The organism is Streptomyces sp. TP-A0874, from assembly GCF_001748085.1.
GTDB lineage: Bacteria > Actinomycetota > Actinomycetes > Streptomycetales > Streptomycetaceae > Streptomyces.
In genome coordinates this window covers 5,657-22,308 of the sequence record NZ_BBZK01000006.1, presented here as the reverse complement: position 1 = coordinate 22,308, position 16,652 = coordinate 5,657, and the positions used below count along the sequence as shown (strand labels likewise).

The window sequence follows — 16,652 nt, the reverse complement described above, 5'->3', positions numbered from 1 at the left end:
TATAGGTTGCTAAATGGTGCGAAGCGGTGGCGGAGAGCGGATGGTGAAACGCCTCCACGGTGACGGGAACTCCGCGCATCTCCGATGAACTGGGAGGGGTATGTGGTTGCGTGGCGGAGCCAGGCAATCCGGCCTTGGCTGTCGGTGGGCGGTGACGTTCCCCCGTTGCCCCCGCCCTCGGTGCGCGGGCCCGGCAGGGCGGGCGCGGGGCCACCGTGGCCGGGGGAATCGGTGCCGGGGTGATCGTACTCGCGCTCACGCTCGCACTCCTCGCCGCACTCGGCAACGCCGCGGCCTCCGTCCTGCAGCGCCGCAGCGCGGCGACCGCCCCGCTCGGCTCCTCCGGACGCAGACTGTCCTGGCTGATCGGGCTGGTGCGCCGACCGCTCTGGTTGCTCGGAGCCGCCGCGCTGGCCGTGTCGGGCCTGTTCCAGGCGGTGGCGCTGGCGGCGGCCCCGCTCGCCATCGTGCAGCCCGTGATGACCACCGAACTGTTGTTCACTCTGCTGGTCGGCAGTTTCGTCTTCCGGCGGCCACCGGACCGACGCACCCGCTGGTCCTTCCTGGCCATGGCCGTCGGACTGGCGGCCTTCCTCGGGCTGGCCGCCCCCAGCGGGAGCGCCGACTCGGCCAAGGCGAGCCACTGGGTGATGGTCGGGCCGCCGGCGGTGGTGGTCGTCGTCCTCCTGGTCCTGATCGCGCGGCATCTGAAGCCCGCGGGACGGGCCGCCGTGCTCGGCGCGGCCACGGCCATCGGCTTCGCCTTCACGGCGGCGCTGGTCAAGGACGCGATCGGGAACCTCGCACAGGGCCTGGTCGGCGTGGTGACGAGCTGGCAGCTCTACACCGCGCTGGGCATCGGCCTGGTCAGCTTCGTCCTGCTGCAGACCGCGCTGCGGGCCGGCCCCCTGGTGGCCTCCCAGCCGGCGCTGACACTCGGGGACTCCCTGCTCAGCGTGTTCCTCGGCGTGTTGCTGTTCGGGGAGCGCATCGTGTTGGGCGTCCGGATGCTGCCCGAGGCGGCGGCGCTGGTCCTGCTCGTTCTCGGCAGCGTCGGGCTGGCCCGGTCACCTCTCGTTTCCGGCACGGAAGGACAGGAGGGAAAGTCATGGTGAGCACGGTGCGCCACCCGGGGCCCACAGCCGGCGCCCCACACGGCGGACGCTCCCGGCGACGGACCGCCGGCGGCGCCCTCGCCGGAGTCGCACTGACCACCGCGGCCTGGCACATCGGCCCCGCCGTCACCTGGCTGCCGGCCTTCCGCAGGGTGCTGACCCCCTCCCTGGACGGCCGGGGCCACCCCGGCCATGTGGCGCTCACCTTCGACGACGGCCCGGATCCGGACAGCACGCCGTACTTCCTGCAGATGCTGGAGCAACTCTCGGTACGGGCCACCTTCTTCCTGCTCGGCAGCGCTCTGGAACGCCACCCCGACCTCGGACGCGCCCTGCTGGCCGGCGGACACGAACTCGCCGTGCACGGCTGGGACCACGAACGCCCCTGGCGGCCCGCACCCCGACGGGACGCTCAGGAGATCGCGCGAGCGGTCGCCGTCGTGGAGCGGATCAGCGGTGGTCGCCCGATCTGGTACCGGCCGCCCTACGGCATCCTCACCGCCGGCCGGTGGAGCGCCGCCCGGCGGTCCGGGCTCCGGCCGGTGCTCTGGTCGGCCTGGGGGCATGACTGGACGCAGCGCGCCGACCCGGTGTCCGTGCTCTCCGAGGTGCTCGCCGGGGTGCGCGGCGGATCGACCGTGCTGCTGCATGATTCCGACCGGGTGAGCGCCCCCGGGTCCTGGCGCGCGGCCCTCGGTGCGCTGCCCGGGCTGGTGCACGCCTGCCACGCGTCCGGGCTCACGGTCGGCCCGCTGGACGAACACGGCGTGGGCGTCCGGCGGCCCCGCGGGGCGCGGGCCCGCTGGCGGGCAGCCGCCGAGGTGGCCGGCCTCCGGAGCGGTGGTGCGACGGAGACCGTCCGGCGGACGACACAGCCCGCCGACGCCCGCGGTGCGTAGCGGCCACCGCGATCGGACGCGGCGGCGCTCCGCCCCCGGAACTGGATGAGCCGGGCATCGAACTCCCTTGCGAGCCGCCCCCGGCCCGACCGGAGCGGTTGCGGACCGGGGGAGGGGTACTCGGAGCGGCACGTCGTCCGGCCCTGCCCCGGCCGCCGAGGGGCAGCCGCAGGGAGGACGGGGAAGCCTGCCGCTGTCCGGGCAAGAGGAGAGTCCGGGGAAGCCGCGCTCCGCCGTACCGCCCGGTGCTGGGCGGTCGCCCCACCGGGCCTCCTTGCGGAGGCTCCGCCCGGGTGGCCCCCCGTCACGGGCGGCCCCGAGGCCCCGGACGTCCGACCGACGAAGGGAAGTGAGTGGTGTGGCTGATCGGAGGGAAAGCGGCGCGGTCGGCAGTGGAGTCGGCGACATCGGTCGTCGGGTCACCCTGCGGCGCCAAGAGCTGGGGCTGAGTGTCGAGGAGACCGCATCCCGCGCCGGGACGGCCCCCGGTTACCTGCGCTACCTGGAGAGCCAACCCTGTGCGGCCCCCGGGCCGGGCTTGCTCTTCCGGCTGGCGGAGGCGTTGGAGACCTCGGTGAACCAGCTGCGGGGCGGGCAGGTCGACCTCCCGGAAGGGATGGGCCGCGCCGCACGCCGCCCGGAGCTGGTCGAGTTGGACACGGAGGAGTGCCGGGCGCGACTCTCCACGCACGGAGTCGGTCGGGTGGCCGTCTCACTCCCCGAGGGGCCGGTCATCATCCCGGTCAACTACAGCATGGTCGACGACGCCGTGGTCTTCGCGACAGCGCCCGGCTCCCCGGCCGCCGTACCCGCGGGTACCGAGGCCGCCTTCGAGGTCGACCGGATCGACGAGGCGATGAGCGAGGGCTGGAGCGTGCTCGTCGTCGGCCACGCCGAGCACGTCACCGACCCGGAGGCGGTACGGAGGCTGGCTGCCGCCGTCTACAGCGGACCCTGGGCCGGGGGCACCCGCGACCTGTGGCTGCGCATCCTTCCCGAGCGCCTCACCGGGCGCCGCATCCTCAGCCGCTGAGCTCAGCACATCCGCGCCGGGGGCACATCCTCGTCGGCTCAGTACGGAACGGGAGCCCCGCGCGGGCGTGCCGCGACCCCCGGTGGTGCGCCCTCGATCGGGCTCGACCACCAGGGGTGTCGGGGCGACGGCACTCAGTCCCGGAAGCGTTCCGACCACTGCGGCTCCAGCGAGGCCCACTCGGCCTCCCAACGCGCATACCTCCTGCGGTTCAGCACGTAACGCACCGCCAGTCGGGAGGCGAGCACCGAGGTGCCGATGGCCGCACCGGTCATCGCGCCGGCCATCCAGCCTGCGCCGACCGCCGCGGTCGAGGTGGTGGGCGGACTCGTCACCGAACCACGGTGGTCCACCCAGATCCGCACGGTCGATCCCTCGTTCGATCCGGGAGCCACTCGGGCGGTACCCAGCCGCTTGGTGCCGTCCTTCTCGGACCAGCGCACCGGAGCCTTCTGTGAGCTCGCGGCCTCCTTGTCGTGTGTCGTGGCACTGGCGTCGGCGGTGAGCCGGGCGTTGACCTGGTGACGCTCGGCCGACTCGCTGTGCACGACCCGCATCTCCGAGGCGTGTACCGCGAACCCCACCCGTAGCGACAGCACCGGCAGCGCGACCAGCAGCACCAGCAGCAGGAAGACGCCGAACCAGGACTCGAGCCGGTCGGAGCGGCGCCGCAGTGGGTTACCGCTCCTGGGAGCGTGTGCATGGTCGAAGGGGTTGGGCCCCGGCATGGGCCACGGACCCTGTGCACTCATGGTCTGGCCTCCCACTCTCATCGAGCAGGGAAGGAACGGACTGATCTCACGCAGTCCGGGTTCTCGCCCCGGGGGGAGCGAAACCACAGCCACGGGGTCGGTCGAACAACCGAGTGGCTCGCGGTGTCCGATCGCCGGTCAACGAGGGGGTCGGAGCGCATGGGAAGCTGCCTGAAAACGTGGCAGGGAGAGCGCCGGCGCTCCCCATCGGACCGGGGGAACAGCAGGAGTCCGGGGCCACCCGCAGGGGGGTGGCCCGCCGCCACATGAGCGGCAGCGGCTGGGGTACTCGACATGGCCGGAAGCAGCCCTGACCGGCGGGACCGGAGAGGCAGGAGGTCGCAACCATGCTCCGACCGATCACCGCCGGGGTGGACGGGACCCGGCAGAGCCTCGCCGCCGCCGACTGGGGTGCCAGGGAGTCCCTCCGCCGCGAGGTCCCCCTCCGACTTGTGCACGCCTGGTACCGACAGCCCGACCAGCCCGCTCCTCCGGTCGCCGGACAGGGCCGGCGGCGCTGGGCACAGCGGGTACTCGAGGAAGCGGAGAGCACCGTACGGGGGCGCCATCCCCGCCTGGAGGTGATCGTCGACCAGGTCGCGGAGTCGCCGGCGACGGCCCTCGTGCAGGCGGCGGCCCAGGGAGAACTGCTCGCCCTGGGGTCCCGGGGCCTCGGCGGCCTCACCGGGTTCCTCACCGGCTCGGTATCGCTGGCCACGGTCGTCCGGGCGGTCAGGCCGGTGGTGCTGGTCCGTCCGGACGGGGGAGAGGCCGGCGACCACGTACCGGACGCGGACGGCGATCGCTCCACCAGAACCCCCAGCCGGGAGGTGGTGCTGGGCCTGGACCCGAGGCGGCCGCAGGACGAGCCGCTCGAGTTCGCCTTCACGGCCGCCGCCTGCCGCAGCGCCCCCCTGCGCATCGTGCACACCTGGACCTTCCCCGCCACCGCGGAGGCCGGCACCACCGACCGGGAGGGCGCCGAGCGAAGGGAGGAGGAGAAGCGCTTCTTCTCAGCCGCCACCCGGCCCTGGCGAACCAGGTTCCCGGACGTCCCCGTCACGGAGGACCTGCTGGTGGGCCATGCTGGTGAGCATCTGGTCCGATCGGCCACCGGAGCCGGACTGGTGGTGGTCGGTCGCCGGACCCGGCACCCCGTCGACGGCCCGCAGATGGGGCCGGTGGCCCATGCCGTACTCCACCACGTCGCCTGCCCGGTCGCGGTGGTGCCCAGTGGCTGACGTGCCGACAGCCGACCCGAATCCGAAGGAGGACCGCCCAGATGACGGACGAACGCTTGGAGAGCCTCTTCGGCACGAGCGAACGCGGCGTGCTCGTCACTCTCAAGCACGACGGGCGCCCGCAACTGTCCAACGTGGCGCACACCTGGGACGCCGAACGCCGGCTGATCCGGATAAGCGTCACCGAGAGCCGTGTGAAGACGCGCAACCTCCGGCGCGATCCCCGGGCCAGCTACTACGTGACCACCCCCGATCTCTGGGCCTACGTGGTGGCCGAAGGCACCGCCCAGGTCGGACCGGTGGCGACGGACCCGCACGGCGCCGTGGTCGACGAACTGGTCGAGATCTACCGGCTCATCCAGGGGGAGCACCCGGACTGGGAGGAGTTCCGGGCCGCCATGGTCGCCGACCACCGCCTGGTCATCACCTTGCCGGTGGACCGGACCTACGGCTGGTCGCGGAGCTGATCGGGGGGGCTGGCCGCCTACCGCCGCAACCTCGGGCACGTATCGCCTGGGGAGTGGCCCGGCGGCTGACCGAGACCGCGGCCGGTGGTCGGCAGACGGCTTCGGCCGCGGTGCGCCGACCCGTCGGCAGGTCGAAGATCCGTGGTCCGGCCGTCCGCCGGAGGCAGCAGGCCGGGTGCCGCGGACGACCGGGGAACGAACCGGTGAGGCTGCTCCGGCTCAGCCCTTCGTGGCACCCGAGGCGATCCCGCGCACGAGTGAGCCCTGCAGGCAGAGGTAGACGACCAGGCTGGGCAGCAGGGCGATGAGCGCCCCGGTCAGCACCACCCCGGAGCCCACCTCGATGTCGGTGCGCAGCACCGAGAGCGCCACCGTCACGGTGTAGTCGCTCGGATCGTTGGCCGCGATCAGCGGCAGCAGGTACTGGTCCCAGATCATGATGAAGCCGAAGATGCCGATGACCCCGAGGGCCGGACGGCAGAGCGGCAGCACGATCTGCCACAGCAGCCGGAACTCCCCGACCCCGTCGAGACGGGCGGCCTCCTCGATCTCCAGGGGGATCTCCTTCATGAACTCGGCCATCACCAGGACGGAGAAACCCCAGGCCCCGACCGGCAGGATGACGCCGAAGACGGTGCCCTTGAGGCTGAGGCCGAGTACCGGAAGCTCGCCGATGACCAGTGACAGGGGGATCGCGATGACCTCTTCGGGCAGCATCATGGTGAGCAGGAAGGCCATCATGACCAGCGTCTGGCCGCGGAACCTGCGCCGGGCGAGCGCGTAGGCGGCCATGACGGAGACCGTCATCTGGAGCAGCAGGCCCCCGCCGGCGATGACCAGGGAGTTGGCGAAGTAGCTCCAGATCCCGCGCTCGCTCGCGACGGCGAAGTTCCGCAGCGTCGCCTCGTGCGGGAAGAGGGAGAGCTGCGCGGAGCGTGCGGCGTGGTCGAAGGCCCCGCTGAGGATCACGACGAAGGGCGCCGCGAAGACGAAGAGGGCGACGGCGCACAGCAGCACCCGCAGGGCGAGGGCCGGGCCGGGTTTGGCGGACCAGCCCAGGGCCGTGTCGAAGCGGCTGTCCACGGCCACCGGGCGGTCGAGCGTGTTCACCGGCTTCACAGGTCGGCCTTCCGACGGAACGCGTTGACCGTCACCGTCAACACCAGCGTGGTGGCGAGCAGCAGGACGGAGGCGGCCGAGGCGACCCCGATGTCGTTGCGCTCGAAGCCGAGGGAGAAGACGCGGGTCATCCAGACTTCGGTGGAACCGGCGGGCCCGCCGCCGGTGAGCACGTACACCTCGGTGAAGGTGCGCAGGCTGCGGATGGCGGCGAGAGTGAGCACGATGGCCAGCGCGGGACGGAGAGCCGGGAGGGTGATGTACCGGAGCCGCTGCCGGACGGACACCCCGTCCACCGCCGCCGCCTCGTAGAGCGTGCGGTCCACCCCGGCCAGGCCGGCGAGGATGATGACCATGTTGTAGGGAGCGCCGATCCAGACTCCGACGCCCATCACCGACCACAGAGCGCTGTCCGGGCTGTCGAGGAACGGCAGCGGTCCGATGCCCACCACGCCCAGGAGCGAGTTCAGGAACCCCTCGCTGCCGGGCGAGTAGAGCATCCGCCAGATCTCCCCGACCACCGCGGTGGCGGTGACCACCGGCAGGAAGAGAGCGGTGCGGAGGAGCCAGAGGGAGCGGGCCTGCCCTTCCACCAGCAGGGCGAGCAGGAAACCGAGAAGCAGCGCGCCCAGGGTCTGCCCCACGCCCAGCACCACGGTGTGTGAAAGCGCTTCGCGGAACCGCTGGTCGCCCAGGACGGTGCGGTAGTTCTCCAGTCCGACCCACCGGTCGCCCAGGAAGGGCTGCACCTCATAGAGGCTGAGTCGGATCCCCTTCACCATCGGGATGAACTTGAAGAGGAGCGCCAGCAGCAGCCCCGGGGCGAGGAAGGCCCACGGCGTCCACGAGCGCCGGGCGCTTCGGCGCTCTCGCCTACCCGGTCCGACCCGCTCGGCGGGCCGGACCGGCTGGGAGTCGACGGCGGGTGCGGTCACTTCAGCAGGTCCTGGGCCCGGAGTTCGGCGGCCACCTCTTCGTCGAGCTTCCGCAACGCCGCCGGCACATCGCTGCCGCAGTCGGCGAAGACCCGGTTGAGACCTTCGGCCACGGTCTGTTTGACGGGGGTGAAGTCGATGTCCGAGGGGAAGGTCCGGGAACTCTCGTCGTAGGCCTGCTGGACCGTCTTCCAACGGTCGTCGCCCAGGACCTCCGCCGCGTCCAGTTTCCTGTTGACCGGCAGTCGGACCACCGGCTGGTTGGTGCTCTTCATCCCGAGCCGCTGCGCCTCGGGGGTGATGAGGAACTCGGCGAGCTTCTTCGCGGCCTCGGTCTTCTGCGAACCCGCCCCGAAATAGATGTTCTCGCCCTCGGCGAGGGTGGTGGTGCCGGCCGGACCGCGAGGGGGGAGGATGACCTCGTAGGTCTCCTTACCCGGCTTGTGGTCGTACGGAATGATGTAGTAAGGGCCGGTGTGGTATATCCCGGCGGCGTTCTCCTGGAACTGCAGGGCGTTGGCGGTGGTCGCCGTGAGGGCTCCCGGCTGGACGTTCCCCTTGGTGCAGAACTGCTCCTTGATCCACTCCACGGCCTTGCGGGTGCCCGGTGAGTCGACGGCGGGCCGGTACTTCCCATCCCCCGCCTGCTCGATGAAGTCGCCGCCGCCCTGCCAGACGTACGAGGACGCCCACCAGGCGAGGTAGCCGCGGTCGGTGCTGCCCGGCACCACCATGCCGTAGGTGTCGTCCTTGCCGTTGCCGTCCGGATCCCGGGTGGCGAAGGCGTGGGCCAACTCGGTGAGGTCTTCCCAGGTCTTCGGCAGCGGAAGCCCGACCTTCTCGCGCCAGTCCTTGCGGATGAGGGTGACGAAGGCCTGTCGGGAGAAGGGCACACCGTAGTGCTTGCCGTCGAGGCCCCGGGTCACGTCCCAGTTCGCCCGGGAGATGTCCTGATGGCCCGCCACCGACGCGGGGTCGACCGGCAGGACCAGACCCTGGGACTGGTAGGTCCCCAGAGAGGCGCTGTCGTTGATCAGCACGTCCGGCAGGTTCTTGCTGGAGGCGCGGGACTGGAGCTGTTTGTCGAACTCCAGGACGGGCTGGTAGTTGACCTTGATCCCGGTCTTCTCGGTGAAGGCGGCGAAGATCTTCTTGTAGGTGGCGGCCGGATCGGGGGCGCTCCGGGTCCAGACCTCCAGGGGGGCTTTGGAGGCGTCGGCGGAGCCACCGTCGGAGCCGCATCCGCTGACGGCTGCGATGAGTGCCCCGGAGGTCAGCAGGGCCGCCGTGACACGGGCCGTGGAGATTCTCGACATGACCTTCCGTTCATCAGCGTGAATGACCTTCAGTGATGTAAACCGGTGGCGGGAACACTAGGAGCCGCTCGAAGGCCCGTCAAGGCTGCGGGAGCGAAGCCCTTTCCAGCCGGACCAGCCCGGCTGGGCATGGCTGTTCGGGCTCCCGGCCCCCGTCGGACGCCGGGATCTGGGGGCCTGCCCGGGGGTGTGTCCACGCACCTGGCCATCCGGAGTTCCCGGACGGGAAGGGCGAGCGGAAGCGGGCTGCGGCGGCCGGTCGGCGCGGGCGAGCGGCTCAGCGGCCCACCCCGCCTGCCGCACTCGACGCGCCGTCACCACAGGTCCGCAGTATCTTTCCCACCATGGACTGCAGCGATGTGGTCGGCCTAGCCCCGCCGCCCGTGGCGGTGGCAGCGGAGCCCGCCCGCTCGCCTCGGAGCGACCCCCGGCCGCGGCCGGGGGAGTGGCGCACCGGTCACCGCCCGCGGCCGGACCGCCGTGAGTGAAGCCGGGGCCCGGCACCGGCACCCACCCTCCGTCCCAAGGAGAAACGATGGCAACGCCCGAGCGTTCCAGAGCCACGGGGCCGCAGCACGCGCCGCTCACCGAGACGGCGCGGCGCCGCCTGGAAGAGGAACGGGAACTGCTACACGAACAGCGGCGGGACCTCGCCGACAGCATGGGGGCGGTGGGAGCGGACCCGCTGGGCGACACCGGAGACCAGTCGCAGGCGATCGAGAACCGTGACCGGCTCCGGCGGTTCGACGACCGCATCGCCGAGATCGACGACCGGCTCGCGAACAGCGGCACCGCCGAACCCCCGACCTCCGACTTCGTGGCCGTCGGCTCCACCGTGACCCTGGAGTACGAGGACGGGGGGCGCGCCACCCTCCGCATCGGGGATATCGCCGAGGAGAGCGGGAACGGCGATGTCATCACCCCGGGCAGCCCGCTCGGCCGGGCGCTCATCGGACGGGCGACCGGGGACAGCATCACCTACGACGCCCCCGAGGGGAAGCTCCGGGCCACGCTGGTGGAGCTCTCCGCGGGGAGCTGACCGGGACGGGCCGAACGGTCGGGCCCGGAGCTGTTCGCCGCGTCGTCCCGGTTTCGCTCCCCTGAGGCTGCGCCGTGGCGGCGGACGCCCTAAGGGTTGTCCCGCAATCCCCGGTGGGCGCACGACGACAGCTACGGCACCTCGCCGCGTTGTCGGAACATCCTGATACGCCCAGTATCGGGACGTCCCTCCGCCTTGCGATGTACCGCATCTGCCGTCGTGCGCTGATCCACCGGGGATTACGGGACAACCCTTAAGTGCCGTCCATGGTGATGACCACTTTGACGTCCTCCGCTCGGTGTTCGAAGGCCTCAGGCGCCCGGCCCAGCGGAACCCGGCGGGTGATGAGCCGGTCGAGCCATCCCTGGTCCGCGCGGCCGAGCGACTCCACGGCCTTCCGGTAGTGACGGAGATTGGCGTTGACCGACCCGACCACCGCGTCGTTGCCGAGGACCATGTCCCGGTTCAACGCGCCGGCGTCGACGGGCAGCCGGCCGCCCGTGGCGGAGACCCCGGTGAGGCAGACGATGCCGTAGTTCGACACCCCGGAGAACGACTCCATGATGAGCCGGCCGGCACCGGTCGCCTCGATGACGATGTCCGGTTCGACGCGGGAGAGCGCGTCGTCGATGTCCTCGCAGTGGTAGGCGGCTCCCAGGTCGTGCACCAGTTCGGGCTTGGGGCCCTCGGTCACCTGGTCCAGAACATGCACCTCGAGCCCGCGCTCAAGCCCGAGGAGCGCGGCCAGCAGGCCGATCGGTCCGGCACCGGTCACCAATGCCCGTCGAGGCTCGAACCAGGCGCGGGCGCCCACCCGCTCCACCTGCTCCCAGGCCTTCGCCACCACGCTGGTCGGCTCCAACAGCACCCCGACCTGTTCCAGCTCGGACGGCAGCGGCACCGCGTAATCCGACTCCACGCACCAGGTCTGGGCCGCGTACCCGTCCAGGCCGCTGATGCCCCGCTCGGTGAAGCGACCGTTGCGGCACATGTCGAACTCACCGTGCGCACAGGCCCCGCAGGGCACCGGGTCCGGCCGGCGGACGACCCCCACCACGAGGTCGCCGGAAGCGAAGCCGCTGCCGGCGGGGGCGCGCCGGACCCGCCCGAGGGACTCGTGTCCCAGCACCAGCCGCTCGTGCCCGGGTGGCGCCGCGCCGTAGTCGCCGGCGAGGATCTCCTTGTCCGTACCGCACACCCCGACGGCCACCGCGTCGACCAGCAGTTCCCCGTCACCGGGCTGGGGCTCCGGCAGTTCTCGGACCTCCAGGGTGTCCGGCCGGAGCGGCTGGACGGTCAGTGCCCGCATCATCCTCTCCTCCCGTTCCGCCCGCGCCGGTGTGGCCGCCGACCGCCGGCACCCGAGCGGCTCGGCTGCACGCGACGGCGGTCGGCGAGCCGTTCGGCAGCGCCCGGGTCCCCGGCAGCGGAGTCGGGCAAACCGGGGCCGGTGGCCGGTTACCTCGCGGGCGAGGGGGCACTCGCGGTGCCATGAGCGAGAAGAACGAGAGCGTGGTGCGGGCCCTGCTCGACGATCACGGCCGGACCTACGCCCAGGAGGCCGGCATCCGCCTGCGGGACACCCCCGCGCCCCTCTACCAGCTGCTGGTCCTCTCCCTGCTGCTCTCGGCGCGGATCAAGGCGGAGATCGCGGTCGCCACCGCGCGTGCGCTCTTCGACGCGGGTATGCACACGCCGCAGGGCATGGCGGACGCGACCTGGCAGCAGCGGGTGGACGCCCTGGGCGTCGGCGGGTACCGCAGGTACGACGAGCGGACCGCGACCCAGCTGGGACAGGGCGCCGAACTCCTGCTCCGGGACTACCGGGGCGACCTCAGAAGGCTGCGTGACGGAGCAAGGACCGCCGAGCGGCTCCAGGAGTTCCCCGGGATCGGGCCGACCGGAGCGGACATCTTCCTCCGGGAGGTGCAGGGGATCTGGCCCGAGTTCCGGCCCCGTATCGACGGGAAGGCGCTGCAGGGCGCCGAGCGCCTCGGACTGCCGAAGAGCTCACGTTCCCTCGCCGGCCTGGTCTCCGACGAGGAACTGCCGCAGTTGGCGGCCGGTCTGGTGCGTGCGGCGCTGCACAAGGAGATCGTGGCGGAGGTGCGGCCCGGGCGGCGGTGAGCCGCCGCGGGCCGGGCGGGAGTACGGCGGCCCGACGAGCCGGCTCACCGCCGCCCCGCCCTCTTCTCGCCGTCGCGGCCGCGGTCAGTGGCCGTCTCCCGGAACAGAGCCGTCCCGCTCGGTCACGTAGAAGGTCCCCGCCATGCCCATGTCGGCGTGGGACTGCACATGGCAGTGGTACATCCAGGCCCCGGCCCCCACCCGCTCACCGGCGATGATCTGGAACCCGAAGGAGTCCGCCGGCCCGGTGATCTTGTTGTCGATCACCCGGCTCGGGTCGTTCTCCCCCTCCAGCAGACCGGTCCGGTTGTCCGCCCAACGATGACCGTGCATATGGAACGTGTGGTAGTACTCGCCGTGCGTGATGGAGATGATCTCGACCCGCTCTCCGATCCGTGCGGTGAAGTCGTACGGGTCGTCGGGCTCGCGGTTGTTGATCGTCATGTCGTTGAAGACGATGGTGAACTGCTTGTCCGGCAGGACGTCCCCCTCCCGACGGACGATCACCGGACCGTAGAGGCCCTGCCGGATGCCACCGGTGCCGTGGTCCGTGCCCACGACATGGTCGTGGTAGTGCCAGTAGCCCGCGCTGCCGGCCTCCCAGGTGCCGTCCTTCCGCCGCCCGGGGCGGTGGGTGCGCCAGGTGTACGTCCGCCGCTCGCCCGGCTCGACGACGGAGTCGGACATCCGCGTCCCGTCACTGGTGATCTCGTAGTCCAGCCCGTGCACATGCAGGCTCGCGGTGACGTCCAGCAGATTGACCAGTTCGATGTGGAGCGTGTCGCCCTCGTACATCTCGATCGGCGGCCCGGGCACGCTGGCCTCTCCCGGCTTCAGGCCGTAGCCGAGCCGTCCGTCGGAGAGCTTCTCCGCGTACAGGGTCAGGTAGCGGACCTCGTCCGAAGCACCGGCGCGTGCCGCTGAGGCGGTTCTCGGCGCGGCGACGGCGGACGGGGCCAGTGCCGTCGGCAGCAGCGCGGCCGCCGCGCCGCCGGCGAACGATCTCCGGGAGAAGCCGCGCCGAGAATTCCCTGGTTCTGTCCCGCTCATCGTTCTCCAATCCGTGACGGATCTTCGACGCCTGGAGAGCTCCGCACCGAAGGGGGCCCGAACGGGCGACCACGGGTGCGGAGCTTTCACGGTAACGGGCCGTCCGGGAGTTCTTCTAGCTCCAGGACAAAGTTAGTTGACTCGCGGTCATAGCTATTGGCGGCTCGTTAAAAGGGGTCTAGCTTCATAACGTTGCTGTAACCGCAGAGGGGTGAGTGGAACTATGCGGATCAATCCGCAGTCAGGATCCTCGCCGAGACGAGGGTTGAGCACCGGCCGAAAGTGGAGCACAGCAGCGCTGGCCGCGACGGTGGCCCTGCTGTCAGGCGGGACCCCGGCCTCCGCCGACCCCCATGATCCCGATCCGGTGGCCGAGACGTCGGTGCGGGCCGACCCGCCCGGGAGCGACGACGTCTCCGTACTGGTCTTCCACGATGGAGACGGCCGGGACCCGGCGGCGCGGACCAGGGCCGCGATCGACGCCATCGAGGAGATCGGCGCCCAAGGACCGGCCGAGGAACGCTTCACCGTCACCGAGACCGCCGACCCCGCGATCTTCACCAGCCGGACGCTGCGCGCCTACAACGCGGTCGTCTTCCTCGCCACCGCGGGCGATGTGCTCAACAACGCCCAGGAAGACGGTTTCCGGGAGTACATCGAGAGCGGCGGCGGCTTCCTGGGCGTGCACGAGGCGGCCCGGACCGAGCCCGACTCCTCCTGGTTCACCGGCCTCATCGGCACCCGACCCGCCGACAGCCCCGAGGACGCCCAGCACGCCGTGGTCGAGGTGGGAGACCGCTCGCACCCGGCGACCAGGGACCTCCCGGTGGAGTGGAAGCGGCCGGACGTCTGGTTGAACTGGTCCCCCAACCCCTCAGGCGAGGTGCACACCGTGGCCCGGGTCCGGGAACGCGGATACCAGCCCGGTGCCGGGGCCAACGGCCCGGACCATCCGATCTCCTGGTGCCGCGACTACCGGGGTGGACGCTCCTTCTACACCGGGATGGGCGGCACCGAACGGAGCTTCGGCGAAAAGAAGTTCCGCGACCACCTCCGCGGCGCCCTGCTGTGGACCAGTCGCCTCTCCCGGGCCGACTGCCAGGCCACCATCACCGCCAACTACGAGGCGACCCGCCTCACCCGGCCGAACCAGCCGGGGCAGGCCGACCAGATCGGCGAACCCCATGGGCTGGTGGTCGCCGAGGACGGCCGGGTCTTCTACATCGGCCGCGGCGGGGGAGGCCCCGACGCACCGGTGGTCACCGACTGGGACGACCCCGATGTGGGGCTCGGCCAGGGCACCATCCACGTGTGGGACCCGGAGACGGGCAAGTCCCGGCTCGTCGGCGCGCTGGACGTCTTCGGCAACAAGGGCGGCGGCGAAGAGCTGGTCAAGGTCGAGGAAGGGCTGCTCGGCATCGAACTCGATCCGCACTTCCTCCACAACGGCTGGATCTACCTGCACTACACCCCGCACTCGCGGATCGACCGGGACGCCCGCTCGGCCGAACGCCGGGTCTCCCGGTTCACCGTGGACCCGCAGACCGGCCGGCTCGACGAGTCCTCCGAGAAGGTACTCCTCGCCTGGCCGGTACAGATCCACAGCTGCTGCCACGCGGGCGGAGGGATGGCCTGGGACTCCGAGGACAACCTCTACATCGCCACCGGCGACAACAACTCCTCCGGCTTCAGCGACGGCTACTCGGGCAACAACCCGGAGCCCAACTACAAGGGGGTGTCCTTCGCCGACGCCCGCCGCACCGCCGGCAACACCAACAACTACAACGGCAAGATCCTGCGGATCCACCCGGAGGACGACGGCACGTACAGCATCCCGGAGGGCAACCTCTTCACCGGCCAGGAGGAGGGCGGCGGCAAGACCCGGCCGGAGATCTACGTGATGGGGGTGCGCAACCCGGCCCGGATCTCCATCGACGAGAAGACCGACCTGCTCTACGCGGGCTGGGTCGGGCCGGACGCCGGCGAACCCAGCACGACCTGGGGGCCGGCCAAGTACGACACCTTCGCGGTGATCGGTAGCGCCGGCAACCAGGGCTGGCCGTACTGCATGGGCAACAAGCAGCCCTACCGGGACCGCAACCTGCCTGATCCCAGCCAGCCGCTCGACTGGTACGACTGCGACCACCTGAAGAACGAGTCCCCGAACAACGACGGCCTGGTCGACCTCCCGCCGGCCCGCTCCAACAACATCTGGTACTCCCCGCAGGGCGGGGCGCCCGACTACCCCAGGGACGGGAACGGCGTCCCCAGCTACAAGCAGGACGAGGCGGAGTACCGACTGCCCTGGCTGAAGGGCGGGGGGCAGGCCGCCATGGACGGTCCCGTCTACCGCTACGACCCCGACGGCGGCGGTGCGGACCGCTGGCCGGAGTACTGGGACGGCAAGTGGTTCGTCGGCGACCTCTACGACGACGACCAGCCGCGGCACGCGGTGGAGATGGACCCGGAGACCGTCACCCAGGGCGGGCTGCCGGTGCACGCGGAGAGTCTCAAGAAGATCGTCCCGATCGGTGAGAGCGGTATCCGCAACCTCATGGACTGGCGCTTCGGCCCGGACGGGACGCTGTACGTCCTCGACTACGGCCGGGGCTTCTTCAACTTCGACGACCACTCCGCCCTGTGGCGCGTCACCTACCGCGGCGGGCCGGCCACCCCGCTCCCCGCGGACCTGGTCGGACGGAAGCCGGTGAACGACCGATGAAGGGGACGGCGATGGGACTCCGCTATGCGCCGCGGCGCGCCGCGGCCGCGCTGGTGACCGTGCTGCTCGCCGCGCTCTGCCTGACCGCCCCGCCGGCGGCCCACGGCCAGGAGGCCGGGACGCCGGGAGCCGGCGCCGCCGAGCAGGTGCTGACCTGGACCGCCGACAACGACACCACCCGGTACAAGACCGCGCCCGAGACCGCGGTGGCCGGACCCGCCACGATCGTCTTCGAAAACAGCGAGGCGACCGGCAACACCACCGACATGCCGCACACGCTGACCTTCGTCACGACCGACCCCGAACACAACTCCGACGTCCAGCTCAACATCCTGGCCAGCCCGAGCGACTCCACGGGAGGCAGGCACACCGCCGAGGTCACGCTCAGCGCCGGCACCTACTACTACCACTGCACCATCCCCGGCCACTCCCTGATGTCCGGGGTGCTCGTGGTCACCGGTGACGGCGACGAGGACACCACCCCACCCGAGGTGTCCGCCGAGCTGACCGGCCAGAAGGACCCGGACGGCGCCTTCATCGGCGGAGCCACCATCGAACTCACCGCTTCGGACTCGGGGTCGGGGGTGGAGCGGATCGAGTACGCGTTGGACGGTGGTGAGTACGCCGGGTATTCCGCGCCGGTGTTGGTGGACGCGGTGGGGGAGCATTCGGTGGATTACCGTGCGGTGGACCGGGCGGGTAATGCCTCGGAGGTGGAGTCGGTCGGTTTCGTGGTGGTGGAGCCGCCGGCGGAGGACACGACGCCGCCGGAGGTGTCCGCTGAGGTGAGTGGTGAGCAGGATTCCGATGGTGCGTACGTGGGCGGGGCCACCGTCA

General features: G+C 71.3%; 15 protein-coding genes. 9 read left to right on the top strand and 6 right to left on the bottom strand.

Annotated features, from left to right (window positions below; translation table 11 throughout):
- The first annotated feature begins 239 nt into the window (after positions 1-239).
- From BGP73_RS10545 to BGP73_RS10535, 3 genes are all read left to right on the top strand, one after another.
- Positions 240-1,115 carry a DMT family transporter gene (locus BGP73_RS10545; RefSeq protein WP_069814038.1) on the top strand — a complete coding sequence of 292 codons (876 nt, stop codon included), beginning with the start codon at positions 240-242 and terminating at the stop codon, positions 1,113-1,115.
- Positions 1,109-2,014 (top strand): polysaccharide deacetylase family protein, encoded by a 906-nt coding sequence (locus tag BGP73_RS10540; RefSeq protein WP_069814037.1) that lies wholly within the window; start codon positions 1,109-1,111, stop codon positions 2,012-2,014. The genes BGP73_RS10545 and BGP73_RS10540 overlap by 7 nt, the downstream gene beginning before the upstream one ends.
- A gap of 358 nt (positions 2,015-2,372) precedes the next feature.
- Positions 2,373-3,047, top strand: a complete 675-nt coding sequence (locus tag BGP73_RS10535) for a helix-turn-helix domain-containing protein (protein WP_306303452.1) — start codon at positions 2,373-2,375, stop codon at positions 3,045-3,047.
- Positions 3,048-3,181: 134 nt separating this feature from the next.
- On the opposite strand, the gene BGP73_RS10530 is transcribed toward BGP73_RS10535, so the two are convergent.
- The gene (locus tag BGP73_RS10530; protein WP_069814035.1) at positions 3,182-3,799 is read right to left on the bottom strand and encodes an Rv1733c family protein; all 618 of its coding nucleotides are present in this window, start codon (positions 3,797-3,799) and stop codon (positions 3,182-3,184) included.
- 347 nt (positions 3,800-4,146) lie between these two features.
- On the opposite strand from BGP73_RS10530, the gene BGP73_RS10525 reads away from it, so the two are divergent.
- Both BGP73_RS10525 and BGP73_RS10520 read left to right on the top strand, forming a co-directional pair.
- Positions 4,147-5,040 (top strand): universal stress protein, encoded by an 894-nt coding sequence (locus BGP73_RS10525; protein WP_069814034.1) that lies wholly within the window; start codon positions 4,147-4,149, stop codon positions 5,038-5,040.
- A gap of 41 nt (positions 5,041-5,081) precedes the next feature.
- Positions 5,082-5,507, top strand: coding sequence for a PPOX class F420-dependent oxidoreductase (locus BGP73_RS10520; protein WP_069814033.1), 426 nt, complete (start codon positions 5,082-5,084; stop codon positions 5,505-5,507).
- Between the two features lie 219 nt (positions 5,508-5,726).
- Here BGP73_RS10520 and BGP73_RS10515 read toward each other — a convergent pair whose 3' ends face one another.
- The 3 genes from BGP73_RS10515 to BGP73_RS10505 are packed head-to-tail and all read right to left on the bottom strand — an operon-like array spanning position 5,727 to position 8,877.
- Entirely contained in the window at positions 5,727-6,617 is an 891-nt protein-coding gene (locus BGP73_RS10515; RefSeq protein WP_069814308.1) for a carbohydrate ABC transporter permease, read from the bottom strand.
- 5 nt (positions 6,618-6,622) lie between these two features.
- The gene (locus BGP73_RS10510; protein ID WP_069814032.1) at positions 6,623-7,561 is read right to left on the bottom strand and encodes a carbohydrate ABC transporter permease; all 939 of its coding nucleotides are present in this window, start codon (positions 7,559-7,561) and stop codon (positions 6,623-6,625) included.
- Positions 7,558-8,877 carry an ABC transporter substrate-binding protein gene (locus BGP73_RS10505; RefSeq protein WP_069814031.1) on the bottom strand — a complete coding sequence of 440 codons (1,320 nt, stop codon included), beginning with the start codon at positions 8,875-8,877 and terminating at the stop codon, positions 7,558-7,560. The genes BGP73_RS10510 and BGP73_RS10505 overlap by 4 nt, the downstream gene beginning before the upstream one ends.
- Positions 8,878-9,412: 535 nt before the next feature.
- Between BGP73_RS10505 and BGP73_RS10500 the strand changes: the two genes are divergently transcribed.
- Positions 9,413-9,916 carry a GreA/GreB family elongation factor gene (locus tag BGP73_RS10500; protein ID WP_069814030.1) on the top strand — a complete coding sequence of 168 codons (504 nt, stop codon included), beginning with the start codon at positions 9,413-9,415 and terminating at the stop codon, positions 9,914-9,916.
- Between the two features lie 253 nt (positions 9,917-10,169).
- Here BGP73_RS10500 and BGP73_RS10495 read toward each other — a convergent pair whose 3' ends face one another.
- Positions 10,170-11,225: a glucose 1-dehydrogenase gene (locus BGP73_RS10495; RefSeq protein WP_069814029.1), complete on the bottom strand. Its 1,056-nt coding sequence runs from the start codon at positions 11,223-11,225 to the stop codon at positions 10,170-10,172.
- A 182-nt stretch (positions 11,226-11,407) separates the two neighbouring features.
- On the opposite strand from BGP73_RS10495, the gene BGP73_RS10490 reads away from it, so the two are divergent.
- Positions 11,408-12,043 (top strand): endonuclease, encoded by a 636-nt coding sequence (locus BGP73_RS10490; protein WP_069814028.1) that lies wholly within the window; start codon positions 11,408-11,410, stop codon positions 12,041-12,043.
- 84 nt (positions 12,044-12,127) lie between these two features.
- Here the strand turns inward: BGP73_RS10490 and BGP73_RS10485 are convergent, their stop codons facing one another.
- Positions 12,128-13,093 (bottom strand): multicopper oxidase domain-containing protein, encoded by a 966-nt coding sequence (locus BGP73_RS10485; protein ID WP_069814027.1) that lies wholly within the window; start codon positions 13,091-13,093, stop codon positions 12,128-12,130.
- Between the two features lie 223 nt (positions 13,094-13,316).
- On the opposite strand from BGP73_RS10485, the gene BGP73_RS10480 reads away from it, so the two are divergent.
- Positions 13,317-15,815: a ThuA domain-containing protein gene (locus tag BGP73_RS10480; RefSeq protein WP_079127416.1), complete on the top strand. Its 2,499-nt coding sequence runs from the start codon at positions 13,317-13,319 to the stop codon at positions 15,813-15,815.
- 11 nt (positions 15,816-15,826) lie between these two features.
- Positions 15,827-16,652, top strand: an 826-nt coding sequence (locus BGP73_RS23080; RefSeq protein ID WP_212732799.1) for a cupredoxin domain-containing protein, incomplete at its 3' end; no start/stop codon positions are given.

Bases quoted from the DNA above. Each gene is read 5' to 3' on its own strand.
- BGP73_RS10540 (WP_069814037.1), top strand. From the start codon at position 1,109: ATGGTGAGCACGGTGCGCCACCCGGGGCCCACAGCCGGCGCCCCACAC.
- BGP73_RS10530 (WP_069814035.1), bottom strand. From the start codon at position 3,799: ATGAGTGCACAGGGTCCGTGGCCCATGCCGGGGCCCAACCCCTTCGAC.
- BGP73_RS10525 (WP_069814034.1), top strand. From the start codon at position 4,147: ATGCTCCGACCGATCACCGCCGGGGTGGACGGGACCCGGCAGAGCCTC.
- BGP73_RS10520 (WP_069814033.1), top strand. From the start codon at position 5,082: ATGACGGACGAACGCTTGGAGAGCCTCTTCGGCACGAGCGAACGCGGC.
- BGP73_RS10505 (WP_069814031.1), bottom strand. From the start codon at position 8,877: ATGTCGAGAATCTCCACGGCCCGTGTCACGGCGGCCCTGCTGACCTCC.
- BGP73_RS10500 (WP_069814030.1), top strand. From the start codon at position 9,413: ATGGCAACGCCCGAGCGTTCCAGAGCCACGGGGCCGCAGCACGCGCCG.
- BGP73_RS10495 (WP_069814029.1), bottom strand. From the start codon at position 11,225: ATGCGGGCACTGACCGTCCAGCCGCTCCGGCCGGACACCCTGGAGGTC.
- BGP73_RS10490 (WP_069814028.1), top strand. From the start codon at position 11,408: ATGAGCGAGAAGAACGAGAGCGTGGTGCGGGCCCTGCTCGACGATCAC.
- BGP73_RS10485 (WP_069814027.1), bottom strand. From the start codon at position 13,093: ATGAGCGGGACAGAACCAGGGAATTCTCGGCGCGGCTTCTCCCGGAGA.
- BGP73_RS10480 (WP_079127416.1), top strand. From the start codon at position 13,317: ATGCGGATCAATCCGCAGTCAGGATCCTCGCCGAGACGAGGGTTGAGC.